16 protein-coding genes are annotated in these 15,149 nt (G+C 71.9%); 5 read left to right on the top strand and 11 right to left on the bottom strand.

Translation table 11 applies throughout. The features are described from left to right. Nucleotides 1-77: 77 nt before the first annotated feature. From paaE to paaA, 5 genes are read right to left on the bottom strand one after another with little or no spacing between them, the layout of a single operon-like run. Nucleotides 78-1,187, bottom strand: a complete 1,110-nt coding sequence (gene paaE, locus AC4IHM_RS31135) for a 1,2-phenylacetyl-CoA epoxidase subunit PaaE (RefSeq protein ID WP_490870305.1) — start codon at nt 1,185-1,187, stop codon at nt 78-80. After that, nucleotides 1,187-1,693 (bottom strand): 1,2-phenylacetyl-CoA epoxidase subunit PaaD, encoded by a 507-nt coding sequence (gene paaD / locus AC4IHM_RS31130; RefSeq protein ID WP_490870304.1) that lies wholly within the window; start codon nt 1,691-1,693, stop codon nt 1,187-1,189. The genes paaE and paaD overlap by 1 nt, the downstream gene beginning before the upstream one ends. Beyond that, a complete protein-coding gene (gene paaC, locus AC4IHM_RS31125) occupies nt 1,687-2,514 on the bottom strand; it encodes a 1,2-phenylacetyl-CoA epoxidase subunit PaaC (RefSeq protein ID WP_490870303.1) in 828 nt (275 codons plus the stop codon). Before paaC ends, paaD begins: the two co-directional genes overlap by 7 nt. A gap of 10 nt (nt 2,515-2,524) precedes the next feature. Beyond that, nucleotides 2,525-2,818 (bottom strand): 1,2-phenylacetyl-CoA epoxidase subunit PaaB, encoded by a 294-nt coding sequence (paaB, locus tag AC4IHM_RS31120; RefSeq protein WP_490870302.1) that lies wholly within the window; start codon nt 2,816-2,818, stop codon nt 2,525-2,527. Continuing rightward, nucleotides 2,815-3,792, bottom strand: a complete 978-nt coding sequence (gene paaA, locus AC4IHM_RS31115; protein ID WP_490870301.1) for a 1,2-phenylacetyl-CoA epoxidase subunit PaaA — start codon at nt 3,790-3,792, stop codon at nt 2,815-2,817. The genes paaB and paaA overlap by 4 nt, the downstream gene beginning before the upstream one ends. A gap of 190 nt (nt 3,793-3,982) precedes the next feature. Here paaA and paaI point away from each other — a divergent pair, with 190 nt between their 5' ends. The 3 genes from paaI to AC4IHM_RS31100 all read left to right on the top strand — a co-directional run bounded on the left by paaI (nt 3,983) and on the right by AC4IHM_RS31100 (nt 7,184). After that, nucleotides 3,983-4,432 (top strand): hydroxyphenylacetyl-CoA thioesterase PaaI, encoded by a 450-nt coding sequence (gene paaI, locus AC4IHM_RS31110; protein WP_490870300.1) that lies wholly within the window; start codon nt 3,983-3,985, stop codon nt 4,430-4,432. Beyond that, complete coding sequence (gene paaK / locus AC4IHM_RS31105; protein WP_490870299.1) at nt 4,429-5,775, top strand: phenylacetate--CoA ligase PaaK; 1,347 nt, start codon at nt 4,429-4,431, stop codon at nt 5,773-5,775. The genes paaI and paaK overlap by 4 nt, the downstream gene beginning before the upstream one ends. 110 nt (nt 5,776-5,885) lie before the next feature. After that, complete coding sequence (locus tag AC4IHM_RS31100; RefSeq protein ID WP_490870298.1) at nt 5,886-7,184, top strand: flavin-containing monooxygenase; 1,299 nt, start codon at nt 5,886-5,888, stop codon at nt 7,182-7,184. A gap of 99 nt (nt 7,185-7,283) precedes the next feature. On the opposite strand, the gene AC4IHM_RS31095 is transcribed toward AC4IHM_RS31100, so the two are convergent. From AC4IHM_RS31095 to AC4IHM_RS31070, 6 genes are all read right to left on the bottom strand, one after another. Then, nucleotides 7,284-8,411 (bottom strand): tryptophan dimethylallyltransferase family protein, encoded by a 1,128-nt coding sequence (locus AC4IHM_RS31095; RefSeq protein WP_490870297.1) that lies wholly within the window; start codon nt 8,409-8,411, stop codon nt 7,284-7,286. A gap of 206 nt (nt 8,412-8,617) precedes the next feature. Continuing rightward, nucleotides 8,618-9,967: a cytochrome P450 gene (locus AC4IHM_RS31090; RefSeq protein WP_490870296.1), complete on the bottom strand. Its 1,350-nt coding sequence runs from the start codon at nt 9,965-9,967 to the stop codon at nt 8,618-8,620. 15 nt (nt 9,968-9,982) lie between these two features. After that, the gene (locus tag AC4IHM_RS31085) at nt 9,983-10,576 is read right to left on the bottom strand and encodes a GTP-binding protein (protein WP_490870295.1); all 594 of its coding nucleotides are present in this window, start codon (nt 10,574-10,576) and stop codon (nt 9,983-9,985) included. Next, entirely contained in the window at nt 10,551-10,928 is a 378-nt protein-coding gene (locus AC4IHM_RS31080) for a DUF742 domain-containing protein (RefSeq protein WP_490870294.1), read from the bottom strand. Before AC4IHM_RS31080 ends, AC4IHM_RS31085 begins: the two co-directional genes overlap by 26 nt. After that, entirely contained in the window at nt 10,925-11,326 is a 402-nt protein-coding gene (locus tag AC4IHM_RS31075) for a roadblock/LC7 domain-containing protein (protein WP_490870293.1), read from the bottom strand. Before AC4IHM_RS31075 ends, AC4IHM_RS31080 begins: the two co-directional genes overlap by 4 nt. Further along, nucleotides 11,323-12,492: an ATP-binding protein gene (locus AC4IHM_RS31070; RefSeq protein ID WP_490870292.1), complete on the bottom strand. Its 1,170-nt coding sequence runs from the start codon at nt 12,490-12,492 to the stop codon at nt 11,323-11,325. Before AC4IHM_RS31070 ends, AC4IHM_RS31075 begins: the two co-directional genes overlap by 4 nt. 311 nt (nt 12,493-12,803) lie before the next feature. On the opposite strand from AC4IHM_RS31070, the gene AC4IHM_RS31065 reads away from it, so the two are divergent. Continuing rightward, nucleotides 12,804-13,571: a sulfite exporter TauE/SafE family protein gene (locus AC4IHM_RS31065; RefSeq protein ID WP_490870291.1), complete on the top strand. Its 768-nt coding sequence runs from the start codon at nt 12,804-12,806 to the stop codon at nt 13,569-13,571. A gap of 142 nt (nt 13,572-13,713) precedes the next feature. Beyond that, nucleotides 13,714-15,135, top strand: a complete 1,422-nt coding sequence (locus AC4IHM_RS31060; protein WP_490870290.1) for a cytochrome P450 — start codon at nt 13,714-13,716, stop codon at nt 15,133-15,135. The last annotated feature ends 14 nt before the right edge of the window (nt 15,136-15,149 follow it).

The following is a 15,149-nucleotide window of genomic DNA, read 5'->3' as shown; positions in this document are numbered from 1 at the left end:
CCGCACGCCGCCCCGCCTCTTCGCAGGCCTCGCGCACGGCCGCAACCCGGCCCGGCGCAAAGGGATGTGATGCATCGTCAGCTGTCGTAGTCCACGGTGAGCCGCTCGGAGACCGGGAACGACTGGCAGGTCAGGACATAGCCCGCGTCGACCTCGGCCGTTTCGAGCGCGTAGTTGCGGCGCATGTCGACCTCGCCGTCGGTGACCAGGGCGCGGCAGGTGCCGCAGACTCCGCCCTTGCAGGCGAAGGGCAGGTCGGGGCGGGTCTGCTGGGCGCCGTCGAGGACGGACCGCTGCCGGGAGAGGGCGGCGGTCGTGGAGCGGCCGTCCAGGGTGATGGTGACCTCGCTGACGGGTCCCCCCGGGCCGGCCTCCTCGTGGCGGGCCTCGCGCACGGGCTCGTCGTCGGCGTAGAACAGCTCCCGGTGGACGCGGTCCGCCGGGACACCGAGGCCGGTCAGGACCTGCTGGGCGTCGAGGACCATGCCGTGCGGGCCGCACAGCCACCAGTGGCCGGCACCGGCCACGTCCACCAGGGAGCCGACGAGCGCGGTGAGCCGTGCGGCGTCCAGGCGGCCGGAGAGCACCTCGGCCTCGCGGGGCTCGCGGGAGAGCACGTGGGCCAGGTGGAAGCGGGCCGGGTACAGGTCCTTCAGGTCGGCCAGTTCGTCGGCGAACATCACCGTGTCGGTGCGGCGGTTGCCGTAGAAGAGGGTGACGGCCGAGCGGTCGTCGGCGGCGAGCACCGACTCGGCGATGGACACCATGGGCGTGATGCCCGAGCCGGCCGCGATCAGCACATGATGCCCGGGGGTGGTCAGGTCCGGTGTGAACAGGCCGGTGGGCGCCATGACCTCGACGGTGTCACCCGGACGCACCTCGTCGACCAGCCATGCCGAGAACAGACCGCCCGGCACCACGCGGACCCCGATGCGCGGCGCGGAACCGGCCGGCGCGCAGATCGAGTACGAGCGGCGCTCGTCCCGGCCGTCGACCTCGCGCCGCAGGGTGAGCGACTGACCGGGCGCGAAGGCGAACTCCTCGGCCAGTTCGTCCGGGATCTCGAAGCGCACGGCCGCCGCGTCCGCGCACAGCCGCTCGACGGCCGCGACGCGCAGACGGTGGAAGACGGGCCGCCGGCGGCGGGCGCGCAATGGCGGCGCCGAGACGGGGGCGGTCGAAGCCATCAGATCTCCTTGACGTACTCGAACGGCTCGCGGCAGGTCCGGCAGCGCCACAGCGCCTTGCAGGACGTGGCGGCGAAGCGGGAGGTCTCCTCGGTGTCCGCCGAATGGCAGCGGGGGCAGGGCACCGCGAGCCGGGTGGGCGACAGGACCAGGGAGACCGGGCCGCGGGGCGCGGGTCCGGGCGGGGCGATGCCGTGCTCGGCGAGCTTGCGGCGGCCGGACTCGGTGATCCAGTCGCTGGTCCAGGGCGGGTCGAGGACGGTGCGGATCTCCACGCGCTCGTACCCCGCCTCCCGCAGCCGCGCGGCGACGTGCGCCCGCATCTCGGCCATGGCCGGGCATCCCGAGTAGGTGGGGGTCAGGCTCGCGACCACGGTCCCGTCCCCGCTCACCTCCACCTCGCGCAGGACGCCGAGGTCGGCGAGGGTCAGCATGGGCAGCTCGGGGTCGGGCACCTGCCCGGCGAGGCGCCGGGCACGGCGGGTGTCCAGGAGCGCGGTCACCATGTCGCCTCCGGGTGGGCGCGGGCCACGCCCTGCAACTCGGCCAGCAGCGGCGCCAGATGCTCGGTGTGCTCGCCGGCCCGGCCGGAGCCGGGCAGCGGCCGGTACACGGGCAGGGGCAGTCCGGCCGCCTCGGTGACCTGGCGCAGGTCGTCGGCGACCTCGTCCCGTACGTCGTACGCCGTGTGCAGCTCACCGAGGTAGGGGGCGACCCGGTCCAGTGCCGCGCGCATCCGGCGGTGCGACTCGTCCGTGCCGTCGCCCAGGCGCACGGCCCACTCGGCGGCGTACTGCCGGTGGTACGTCAGTTCCTTGACGCCCTTGGCGGCGACCGCCGCGAGCACCGGGTCGGGGTGGGTCTCCAGCCGCCGGAAGTGGGCCAGTCGCCAGCTGGCGAGCACCAGCAGCCGGGCGACGGTGAACGCGAAGTCGCCGCCGGGCAGTTCGGCCAGGCGCACATTGCGGAAGTCGCCGGCGTCCCGGAAGTAGGCGTAGGCGTCCTCGTCCCGGCCGCTGCCGTCGACCTGTCCGGCACGGGCGTACAGCAGGCGGGCCTGGCCGAGGAGGTCGAGGCCGATGTTGGCCAGCGCCACCTCCTCCTCCAGCTCGGGGGCGCGGGTGACCCACTCGGCGAGTCGCTGGGCCGAGACCAGGGCGTCGTCGGCGAGCGCCACGCAGTCCGCGGCCAGCTCACTGGCGTCGACGCCCTCGGGCACGGTGGTGTCGACGCCGTGCAGCGGGTCCTCGAAGCCGGTGCCGTAGGCCCAGCGGGTGTCGTCCTCGTGTCCCTCGGCCAGGGACAGATAGACGTGCTCGTCGCTCATGCCCTTGCTCCTAGATGTGCGGGACGTTGTCGGGGATGTCGTAGAAGGTCGGGTGGCGGTAGACCTTGTCGGCGCTGGGCGCGAAGAAGGGGTCCTTCTCGTCGCGGGTGGAGGCGGCGATGTGTTCGGAGCGCACCACCCAGATGCTCACGCCCTCGTTGCGCCGGGTGTACAGGTCGCGGGCGTGGGTGAGGGCCATCGCGTCGTCGGCGGCGTGCAGCGAGCCGACGTGGACGTGGTTGAGGCCGCGTTTGCCGCGCACGAACACCTCGTACAGCGGCCAGGTCTGCTTCTCGGAGGTCATGCCGCCGCTCCCTTACGCGCGCGGGCGGCCTGCTTGGCGGCGTGGGCGGTGGCCGCCTCGCGCACCCAGGCGCCCTCCTCGTGGGCGGTGCGCCGCCGCTGGATCCGCTGGGCGTTGCAGGGGCCGTCGCCCTTGATGACGCGCGTCAGCTCGTCCCAGTCGGGGGTGCCGAAGTCGTGGTGACCGCTCTCCTCGTTCCAGCGCAGCTCCGGGTCGGGCAGGGTGACGCCGAGCTTCTCGGCCTGCGGGACGGTCATGTCGACGAAGCGGCGGCGCAGTTCGTCGTTGCTGTGCCGCTTGATCTTCCAGGCCATCGACCGCGCGGAGTTGGGCGAGGCGTCGTCGGGCGGGCCGAACATCATCAGGGACGGCCACCACCAGCGGTTCACGGCGTCCTGGACCATCTCGCGCTGGGCGTCGGTGCCGCGCATCATCGTCATCAGCAGTTCGTAGCCCTGCCGCTGGTGGAACGACTCCTCCTTGCAGATGCGCACCATCGCGCGCGCGTACGGCCCGTACGAGCTGCGGCACAGCGGCACCTGGTTGCAGATCGCCGCGCCGTCCACGAACCAGCCGATCACGCCGACGTTGGCGAAGCTCGGGGTGGGGTAGTTGAAGATCGACGAGTACTTCTGGCGTCCCTCGATCAGCCGCTCGGTCAGGTCCGCGCGGTCCACGCCGAGCGTCTCGGCCGCCGAGTACAGATACAGCCCGTGGCCGGCCTCGTCCTGGACCTTGGCGAACAGGATGGCCTTGCGGCGCAGCGAAGGGGCCCGGGTGATCCACTCGCCCTCCGGCTGCATGCCGATGATCTCCGAGTGGGCGTGCTGGGCGATCTGCCGGATCAGCGTCCTGCGGTACCCGTCCGGCATCCAGTCGCGCGGCTCGACGCGCCGGTCGTGCGCGATCGCCGCGTCGAAGTGCTCCTGGAGACCCTTCGGGGGCGGCGCCTCGGCGGCGTGTGTCGTGGTCATCGTCACCAGCTTCCCAACCGACCATTCGTTCGGTATCAGTGTGACGGGTTTCCGGGTGCCGGGCAAGACCCGGACCACGCCCCGCGCACACTCTTGACAGGGCGACCGGGTGGCTGGATTACTGAGCCGTGCCGCACGCGAACCGAATGGTCGGTCGGTACACGAGCCGGTACACGAGGTGGTGGAACAGGTGTCGCAGGCCACTGGGCCGACGCCCGCGGAGGTGATGTTCCGCGCGGACGAGGCCTCCCGACGACTGGGCATCGAGCTGGTCGAGCACGGCGAGGGGACCGCCGTACTGCGGATGGCCGTGACCGCCGCGATGGTGAACGGACACCGGATCGCCCACGGCGGCTTTCTGTTCCTGCTCGCCGACACCGCCTTCGCCGTCGCCTGCAACAGCCGTGGTCCCGTGACCGTCGCGGCCGGCGCCGATGTCGTGTTCGTCGCCCCGGCCCACGAGGGCGACGTGCTCGTGGCCCGCGCCGAGGAGCGGGCCCGGTTCGGCCGCAGCGGCGTCTACGACGTGAGCGTGCGGCGCGGTGAGGACGTGATCGCGGAGTTCCGCGGACGCAGCCGCACCGTACGGGACGCCGGGGCGCGCGAGACGCCGGGCACGACGACGAAGGAGTCGCGATGAGCAGTGAGCCGACGACCGGGGTGGCCCCGGCGCCCCGAAGGGGCGAGCCCCTCCCCCACGACCTGCTGGACGACGCCGAACGCCTGTCCCGGGAGCAGCTCGCCGAGCTTCAGCTCGACCGGTTGCGCGCCACGCTGCGGCACGCCTACGAGAACGTGGAGCTGTACCGGAGGAAGTTCGACGCGGCCGGGGTGAAGCCCGACGACTGCCGCGAACTGGCGGACCTGTCCCGGTTCCCGTTCACCACCAAGGCCGATCTGCGGGACACCTACCCCTTCGGCATGTTCGCCGTCCCGATGGCCGACGTACGGCGCGTCCACGCCTCCAGCGGCACCACCGGCCGTGCCACCGTGGTCGGTTACACGGACAACGACCTGTCCGTGTGGGCGGACGTTGTCGCCCGTTCGATCCGTGCCGCGGGCGGCCGCCCCGGTCACAAGGTGCACATCTCCTACGGATACGGCCTGTTCACCGGAGGCCTCGGCGCGCACTACGGCGCCGAGCGCGCGGGGTGCACGGTGATCCCGGCCTCCGGCGGCATGACGGCGCGGCAGGTGCAGATCATCCAGGACTTCCGCCCCGAGATCATCATGGTCACCCCGTCCTACATGCTCACCCTGCTCGACGAGTTCGAGAGGCAGGGCATCGATCCGCGTGCCACTTCCCTGGAGGTCGGCATCTTCGGGGCCGAGCCGTGGACGGAGGAGATGCGCCGCGAGATCGAGGAGCGCGTGGGCATCCACGCCGTCGACATCTACGGCCTGTCCGAGGTGATCGGTCCCGGCGTGGCGCAGGAGTGCGTGGAGACCAAGGACGGACTGCATGTGTGGGAGGACCACTTCTACCCCGAGGTGGTCGACCCGCTCACGGACGAGGTGCTGCCCGACGGCGAGGAGGGCGAGGTGGTCTTCACCTCCCTCACCAAGGAGGCGCTCCCCGTCGTCCGTTACCGCACCCGCGACCTCTCCCGGCTGCTGCCGGGCACCGCCCGGCCCGCCTTCCGCCGGATGCAGAAGGTCACCGGCCGCTGCGACGACATGATCATCCTGCGTGGAGTGAACGTCTTCCCCACCCAGATCGAGGAGATCGTACTGCGCACGCCCGGCGTCGCCCCGCACTTCCAGATCCGGCTCACCGAGCGCGGCCGCATGGACCACATGGTCGTGCGGGTCGAGGCCCGTCCCGACGCCGGTTCCGCGCTGCGCGAGGCCGCCGCCCGGACGATCGGCCGGGGGGTCAAGGACGGCGTGGGCGTCACCGTGGAGGTGGAGGTCGTCGATCCGGAGACCCTGGAGCGCTCGCTCGGCAAGATCCGCCGGGTCAGGGATCTGCGCGGTGCGTGAAACGTGAGGACGGACACGTGCGTTCGTCTCTCGTTCCGGTGTGCGCAGTGATACGGATGGGCAGTAAACGCATGATCGGGGGAGGTTGAGTACATCCTGGGGGGAATCCCGTGCGTGTGTGTGTGATCGGTGCAGGTCTGTCCGGGCTGGCGGTGGCCCACTGTCTCAAGGACCGCGGCATCGGGTTCGTCTGCCTGGACCGGGCGCCCGACGTTGGCGGCATCTGGCGCCGGCCGGGGGCCGGTGAGCGCGGTCCCGGCTATCGGTCCCTGCATCTCAACACCGCCAAGCAGCTGACCGGTTACGCCGACTTCCCGATGCCGTCCTCGTATCCGCTCTATCCCCGGCACAGTCAGTTCGCCGCCTATCTGCGTTCCTTCGCCGAGTGGGCCGGGCTCCTCGACCACGTCGAGCTGCGGACCGAGGTGCTGTCCGTGCGCCAGGACGGGGACGGCCTGTGGACGGTCACCAGCCGGGGGGCGGACGGCGCGGTGGCCTCGCGGCGGTTCGAGCAGGTGGTCGTCGCCTCGGGGCACCACACCGACCCGGCACTGCCCGACCCGCTCCCGGTGGGCGCCGACTCCTTCGGCGGAACGATTCTTCACTCCCTCGACTACCAGGACGGCAGTGACTTCGCCGGTCGGCGCGTCGTCGTGGTCGGTCTCGGCGCGTCGGCGGTGGACATCGCGGCGGACCTCTCCCGGCACGCCGCGCAGACCGTGCTGTCGGTGCGCCGGGGGCTGCACGTCGTGCCCAAGCAGCTCTTCGGGATGTCGGTCGACGAGATCGCCGAAGCGCCGTGGTGGAACGAGATGTCCTTCGCCGAGCGGCGCCAGTGGGTCGAGCAGGCCCTGCTCGTCGCCCGCGGCAGGCTCGCGGACTACGGCCTGCCCGAGCCCGACCACCCGGTCTTCTCCTCCGCCGTGACCCTCTCGGACGAGATCCTCAGCCGGATCCGGCACGGGGCAGTGACCCCGAAGCCCGCGATCGCCTCGTTCGACGGCGACCAGGTCGTCTTCACCGACGGCACCTCGGTGCCGGCGGACGCCGTGGTCTACTGCACCGGCTTCCGCATGACCTTCCCGTTCCTGCCCGCCGGCTGCCCGGTGGGCGCGGACGGTTCGGTCGAGCTGTACCGACGGATCGTCCCGCCCGGCCGGCCCGGCCTGTACTTCGTCGGACTCGTCCGGCCGGTGGGCTCGATCACCCGGCTGGTGGAGGCCCAGGCGAGGTGGGTGACGCGGATCATCGAGGGCGGGGCCGCGCTGCCCGCGCCTGACCGGATGCGCGAGGAGATCGGCACGTACCTCGCCGCCATCGCCGAACGCTACGGCCAAACGCAGGGCGCCTCGATCCAGGTCGACGTGGGCCCGTATCTGGCGGAGTTCCAGGAGTCGCTGCCCGTGTAGCCGGCGTGCCGGGCGCCGCCCTCGGCGACGCCCGGCCACGACCGCGCCCGGGGGCTCCCGGTGACTCCACCGGGGCCCCGCCGGCTCCGAACGCCCCGCTCAGCGCACCGCCGCCGGACGGCGGACGGCTCCCTCGGCCGGCGGCCCGACGGCGTACGCCTCGGCGGACAGGTACGCCGTCACCCGCGGCGGCCGGCCCTGCTGATGGGCCAGCGCCAGGTAGGCGATCAGTCCCACCCCCTCCTCGGGCCGCCGGTCGGTGACGGCGGACAGCGCGCGCACGAGCGCCGAGGCGTCCATGCCGTGGTGGCGCAGCACGCTCTGCGTCCGCACCAGGGCCTCCGCGTCGTGCCGGACGTAGTCCCTGACCGGGATGTGGAGGGTGAATCCGCTCGGCCGCGCCGTGCCGGTGTCGGTGAAGGAGTGGCAGGACAGGCCCGGCCGCCCGCCCAGCCCGGCGGCGTCGGGGCCGAGGCCGGCGGCCGTGCGGAAGAACGCCTCGATCGCCGCGGGACTGGGCCCCGGGTCCATCCGGGACAGGCGCCCCGCCCGGCCGGCCGTGAGGTTGTCGTGCCGCACGTAGACCTTCGCCCGGGGGTGTGCCCAGTCCCCGAGGTCCAGCGCGAGGAAGGGGTGTCCGCCGCCCCGGGGCAGTCCGGCGTAGGCCTTCCGGTGGCCGAGCCGGCGCAGGGCCTCGCGCACCGTCGCGGCGGAACGTTCCTCCCCATGGGCCGCCGGGTTCAGATAGACCTTGACCCCGGGCACGCCGCCCGGTCTCAGCTCCAGGGCGCACCACAGGGCGAACGGGCCCTGCGGAGAGGGCGGCAGGAACAGGTCCTCCAGTTCGTCGAGGACGTTGGTGCCGAAGTGCCAGCGCCGCCCCATGTCCCGGACGGTCTCGAGTCCGGCGCGGCCGTTGGCGGCCGGGCTGTCTGCGCCGCAGCCCGGTTCCAGGAGCACCCGCAGGCAGGGGGCCGCGTCCGGCTGGAAGGAGAGCGAGTACTCCACGGGCGTGTGGTCGTCGGACAGGAAGGTGGGGGCGGGCGGTGGCAGGCTCAGCGGCCGGTCCGCCACCGGGCCGAGCGAGTCGGTCAGCACCCGCGCGTAGCTCTCGGCGTCGCGCTCGCCGAGGCCGGCCACCGCGCCGAGTCTTCGCAACTGACCGCTCGTCAGCGAGCCGAGCGTCGGGGTGTCCAGGGGGCCGGCGCCCGTCGGTCGGGGGGTCACCGGCCCGTCCCCGGTCGGAGCCGCACAGCGCGATACCCGCCCGGTGGGGCGGGTATCGGGGGTTTCGGCGGCGGGAAAGCGGCGTTCGTGGATATGTGGTCCACGACACCTCCTTCTACTCGTAAGCAACTTGAATGCCGCGTTGCTCACTACCCGCGCCGTTCAGCCTTTATGCGAAAGGGGCGGATCAGGAGGTGTTGCGCAGATCACCGCGTGAGCCAGTTGAGGAACTGGCTCCACATGCCGTTGCGTTCGGCGGGGCGGGCCGCACCAACCGCCCTCTCCTGCTCGGCCGCCGCGTTCGCCGGCCGCGGTTCGGAGCGCCGGCCGGGACGCACCGGGGTGAAACGGGCCGGGAGGGTGGCCAGGGCGCGGTTGAAGGGGCCCGGACGCCACGTCAGGCTGTCCTCGGGGACGGCGAGTTCGACGTCGGGCAGCTCGTTGAACAGGTGCTCGATGGCCGTGACCGTGATGTGCCGGGCCGGTTCCTTGGACGGGCAGGCGTGCGGCCCCGCGCTCCAGGCGAGGTGCGCGCGGTTGCTGCCCGCCTGCCGCGAGGCCTTGAGGGCGGGACCGGTGTTGGCCGCGGCGAAGCTGACCAGGACCAGGTCGCCCGCCTGGAGTTGCTGTCCGGCGAGTTCCGTGTCGGCGGCCGGATAGTGCGGCGCGTAGTTCGCCATGGGCGGGTTCTCCCACAGCGTGTCGTCGAGGGCCTCGTCGATCAGACCGCCCTCGCGGGCGTACCGCTCGTGGGTCAGCAGCCGGTGCAGGGTGTTGCCGAGGAGGTTGCGCAGCGGTTCGGCGCCCGCGCCCAGCAGCAGCGCGAGCTGGTGGACCATCTCCTCGTCGGTGAGCCTCGCCTCGTGCCGCATCAGCCAGGAGGTGACGTCGTCACCGGGCTTGCCGCGCTTGAGCGCGACCAGCTCGCCCACGGCCTGGAAGAGCACCGCGGTGGCCTTGTCGGCGTTGACGCCGTCGAACATGCCGGAGATGCCGAACAGCACCCGGTCGCCGATGTCGGCGGGGCAGCCGAAGAGTTCGTTGAACACGAACAGCGGCAGTTGCTTGGCGTAGTCGCCGAGCAGGTCCGCCGAGCCCCGGCCGCCGAACTGGGAGATGAGGTAGCCGGATATCTGCTCGGTGCTCCGGCTCAGCCGGCGGGTGTCCACCCGCGCCATGCTGTCGGTGACCGCCTGCCGCAGTCTGAGGTGGTCGGCGCCGTCGGCGAACATGCAGTTGGGCCGGTAGGCCAGCAGGGGCGCGACCGGGCTGTCCGGACCCACCTTGCCCTCGTTGAAGGCCCGCCAGCGACGCGCGTCCTTGCGGAAGGACCCGGAGTCCTGGAGCAGTTGGAGCGCCGCGGCGTAGTCCGTGACCAGCGTCGCCTCGACCCCGGGGGCCAGTTCGACGGGCGCCGCGGCACCGTAGTGGCGCAGGTATTCGTAGTACGCCTGCGGATGGGCGGCGAACTCCGGTCCGTGCAGGGGCACACGGGCGCCGGAGCCATGGGCCGGGCACCCTGGCGGTGGCACCGGGGCGGTGTCGTGAGCGTTCATGTCTGCTCCCAGCTCCTAGCGGGTGCGGTCCAGCAAGTAGCGGACGAGGGTGGTCAGTGCGGCGGCCGAGGACTTCTCGTCGCGGGCGTCGCAGGTGATGACTGGGGTGTCGTCGAGCAGGTCGAGCGCCTCGCGCAGCGCCCGCTCGTCGCGCAGCGGCACGCCGTCGAAGTGGTTGACGGCGATGGCGTAGTCGAGCCCGTAGTGCTCGATGAGGTCGATCACGGGGAAGGAGTCCGCCAGCCGGTCGGGGTCGACCAGCACCAGGGCGCCGAGCGCGCCGCGGGCCATGTCCTCCCACATCTGCACGAAGCGCTGCTGACCGGGTGTCCCGAACAGGTAGAGCACGACGCGGTCGCTGATGGTCAGCCGGCCGAAGTCCATGGCGACCGTGGTGGTGGTCTTGCCCTGGACCCCCTTGAGGTCGTCGACCGACTCGGCGGCCTGCGTCATCGTCTCCTCGGTGGACAGCGGCTCGATCTCGGAGATGGAGCCGATGAGGGTGGTCTTGCCCACCGCGAAGTGCCCGACGACGAGGATCTTCACCGCGGTCTGGGTCGCCCCGCCGCGCACGTAGTCCTGCTCATCCAAACTTGGCGCGGAGGCCATTGAGCACCTCCTCAAGGATTTCCCTGTCGGCCAGGCGGGCGCGGGCCACCGGCGGGCGGGTCATGAGATAGCCGCCTTCCATGAGGGATGCCAGCAGGATCCGCACCACGCCCAGCGGGAAGTGGGTGTGTCCGGCGATCTCGGCGACCGAGAGGTAGCCGGCCGAGCAGAGGTCGAGCAGGCTCTGCTCCTCCGGGGACAGCCGGCTCGGCCGCCGCGCGTCCTCGGTGGACGCGGTGACCAGGGTGATGAGCGAGAGGTCGTCCTCGTCGGGCAGGCCGCGGCCCTTGGTGATGACGTACGGCCGTACTAATTCGGCGGCCTCTGGCTCCCAGCCGTCGCGGCCGGTCATGAGCGGGCGCCGAGGTTCTCGCGCGGCGGTGTCGTCAGCCGCTTGCCGAGCTGGGCGACGAGCTGCTGCATCCGGAAGGTGATGTCCGCCATGTCGACCTCCGGGGACGCGGAGACGCCCAGGTAGGCGCCCTCGCCGGCGGAGATCAGGAAGACCCAGCCGCCGTCGAACTCGACCAGGGTCTGCCGCCAGGCCTGGTTCGGGTCCTCACAGAAGAAGGCGAGCGTCCGGCTGAGTGACTGCACGCCGCTCATCGCGGCGGCGACCCGGTCGGCGTCGTCCTTGTCGAAGTCCTGCGTCCGGGCCATCAGCAGACCGTCGGCGGATATCAGGACCGCGTGCAGGGCGCCGGGAATCTCCAGTGCGCTGTCGAGCATCCATGACAGATCGTCGTTCACGAGACCTCATGTCCTTCGCTGCTACCAGGTGTTCTGCTCGTCCGGTCGGTGTCCTGTGGTTCGGTGACCCGGCCGGACTGCGTTCCCCGCTGGAAGGCACCCATGATCTGTGCCTGTTCGGAGTCGGAACGGCTCGTTTGGCGCGGGGTGGACGCGCTGCCGGGCACGATGGCCATCGGCCGCTTGCGGCGCCGCCGGGGCAGGCCGTCGCCGGTCTCGGCGGAGGAGAGCGCGGTCTCCGGTCCGCCGTCCGGGGCCGGGCGGGCCGTGCCGCGGGCGGCGGGTGCGGGCGCCTTGCGCTCCGGCATGCCGGTGAGCAGTTCGTGCGGCAGCAGGACCACCGCCCGTACCCCTCCGTAGGGGGAGGAGGAGTCCACCGACACCTCGAAGCCGAAGCGCTCGCACAGCAGGCCGATGACCGCGAAGCCGAACTGCGGCGGATTGCCGAGCCCCGCCACGCCCGAGGCCCGCTCGGTGGCGAGCAGCTTGTCGGCGCGGGTGCGCTCCTCGTCGCTCATGCCGACACCGGCGTCGTCGACGACGACGCAGATGCCCTTGGGCACGGTCCGGATGTTGATCTCGACGACGGTGTCCGGACTGGAGTAGCTCGTCGCGTTGTCGAGCAGCTCGGCCAGGGCGAGGGCGACGGGTTCGACGGCCCGGCTGGTGATGCCGAAGTCGACCTGGGAGAGGATCTCCACCCGGCGGAAGTGCCGGATACGGCCCTGCGCGCTGCGGACCACGTCGTACACCGAGGCGGTGTCGCGCCGGCCGCCCAGCCAGCCGTCGCACAGCACGGCGATGGACTGGGCACGGCGGCCGAACTGCGAGTTGGTGTGGTCGATCTCCAGCAGATCCTGCAAGAGGGAGGAGTCGCCGTACTTGTTCTGCAGCCGGGAGAGCACCAACTGCTGTTCGGCGGCGAGTCCCTGGAGGGTGCGCATGGCGGACTTCAGGACGGTCTTCGTCTCGTCCTCGGCCCGCTCCTGAGCCGCCAGCACGGACTTTCCGTAATTGTTCTCCAGCTCGGTGTAATGATCCTTCAGGCCCTGGACCTGCCGCCGCAACGCTCGCGCCGCCCTGCGCTGGCGGCTGATGAGCACGGCGGCGGCGACCAGGGCGACCAGGGCGACCCAGAGCAATGGGTTTCCTGTGTATTCCGTCATAAGACTCTCTTCAGGCGACTGAAGGCCGGCTTGCTGAATTCCCGTCTTCGCGGGCGGGGGACCGCCCGCACCGGGGTAGCCGCGCGGGTGTCCCTGAAGTCGGGGATGCCCTCTTTCACCCATCCGCCCGCTCCGCAAACGCGGTGATCGTATCACCGCATGATCAGGTGAATTTACGTCAAGAAGCGCACATCCAGGACCGGTTGGCGACCACTCGGGGTGCCCTTTGCCACGATGGGTACAGTCGGCCTCGTGATGGATGCACAAGACACCTTCCGGCCGAGTGCGGGCTCGGCGGGGGACGGCGCCGGATGACGCCGGAGGCCATGGCCGCGGTGTTCGCGGCGGGCGTCGGGGCCGGCGCCATCAACAGCGTCGTCGGCTCCGGGACGCTGATCACCTTCCCCGTGCTGCTGGCAGCGGGTCTGTCGCCGGTCACCGCCACCGTCTCCAACGCGCTCGGCCTCGTCCCCGGCTCCGTCAGCGGGGCCGTCGGCTACCGCGCGGAGCTGAGCGGCCAGCGCCGGCGCGTTCTGAAACTGAGTGTCGGCTCACTGCTGGGCGGCCTCACCGGCGCCACGCTGCTGCTGTCGCTGCCGGCCGAGGCGTTCGAGACGATCGTGCCCGCCCTGGTGGGTCTGGCCCTGGTCCTGGTGGCGCTGCAGCCCCGGCTCGGCAGGCTGGTACGGCGCCACCGCGAGCGCACCGGCACCTCGCCCCGGCGTGACGGCGGCCCCCTGCTGTTCGCCGGCCTCACGCTCGCCGGCGTCTACGGCGGCTACTTCTCCGCCGCGCAGGGGATCATCTACCTGTCGCTGATGGGCGTGCTCCTGGACGAGTCACTGCAACGCCTCAACGCCGTCAAGAACGTCCTGTCCGCCGTCGTCAACACCGTCGCGGCGCTCTTCTTCCTCTTCGCCGCCGACTTCGACTGGACCGCCGTCGCCCTCATCGCGGCCGGCTCGGCGCTCGGCGGCTACACCGGGGCCAGGGTGGGCCGCCACTTCAGCCCCGTGGTCCTGCGGACGCTGATCGTGACGGTCGGCACCGTGGCGCTCGTACAACTGGTCCTGCGCTAGGCGACGGGTCCAGGAACGCGGGCGCCGTCCGGGAGGCGGCCGAAAGCGGAGTCTGCCCTGCCGCCCGCCCTCCCACACCGTGCCGGCGCCCGCGGGGCACGTGGCGTACACCACGCCGTCGCGCGGATTGCGCCCGTGAGCGATGAGGGAAGCCATGGAGGCGCCCAAGATCGACTCGAAGGGACACGCCCTCGTGACGCTCGTAGCGCCTCCCCCCATACCCAGGGCAGCGGGCTCGCTGCCGTTTCTGGGTCACGCGATACAGCTCATGCGCGACAACCTCGGCTTCGTCGCCGCACTGCGCACCACCTACGGACCACTCGTCGAGATCACCCTCCAGCCCGGCACCCGGACCCTCGTCGTCCAGGACCCCGGCCTCGTCCGGACCATGCTCACCGACCTCGGACCGAGCCTCGACAAGGGCCGGTTCTTCGAGAAGATGGGCCAGTTGCTGGGCGACTCCGTCGTCACCGCGTCCGGCCAGAGCCATGTCCGCAGGCGACGCCAGCTCCAGCCGGCCTTCGGCGGCGATCGGATCGCCCGCTACGTGGACATCATGCGCGGCGAGACGGACGCCGCCGTCGACGGCTGGGTTCCCGGCCGCGGCCTCGACGTGCGCGAGGCCATGGTCGGGCTCAGCCTGAACATGCTGGCCAAGACCGTGTTCTCCGGCAGCCTCGACGACGCCGCCTTCCGCCGGCTGCGCGCGGACCTGTCGGTCGTGATGAACGGCGTCGGCGCCCGCGTCATGCTGCCGGACTGGATCGAGCGGCTGCCGCTGCCCGTCAACCGCCGCTTCACCGCGGCGCGCGACGCCGTACGGACCACCGTCGACCGGGCCGTCACCGACCTCCGGGCCTCCGGCCACGACACCGGCGACATGCTGTCCCTGCTCCTGCGCACCGTCGACGAGGAGACCGGCCGGCCCCTGTCCGGGCACCAGATCTCCTCCGAGATCCTCACCCTGGCCGTGGCCGGCACCGAGACCACCGCCTCGGTGCTCTCCTGGGTGCTGTACGAACTCGCCCGCGACCCCGGGATCGAGGCGCGGGTGCTGGCCGAACTCGACGAGGTACTCGGCGACCGGCCGGTGGCCTTCGACGACCTGGGCCGGCTGCCGTACCTGGGGCGGGTCGTCGACGAGACGCTGCGGCTGCACCACACCGGGTGGCTGGTCACCCGCCGCACCGTCACCGAGACCCGGCTCGGTCCGTGGACGGTGCCCGCCGGGACCGAACTCGCCTACTGCCAGCACGCCCTCCACCGCGACCCCGTCCTGTTCCCCGACCCGCTGACCTTCGACCCCGACCGCTGGCTGGACGACAGCCGGCCCCGGCCCACGCGGGCGTTCCTGCCCTTCGGCGCGGGCAAGCACAAGTGCATCGGCGACCGGTTCGCGCTCACCGAACTCGTCACCGCCGTCGCCACGATCGTGCGGCGGGTACGGCTGGAACTCGCACCCGGGCAGGAGGTACGGCCCGTCGCCGCCGCCACGGTCCGGCCCCGCACCCTGCAGATGACCGTGCGCCGGAGGGGGGACCCGCCGCCCGTCCCGGCCGGCTGAGCCACCGCCCCGGC

Source organism: Streptomyces sp. SL06, assembly GCF_058244745.1.
The sequence above is the reverse complement of the archived record's forward strand: the minus strand, read 5'-3'. Positions and strand labels throughout refer to the sequence as shown.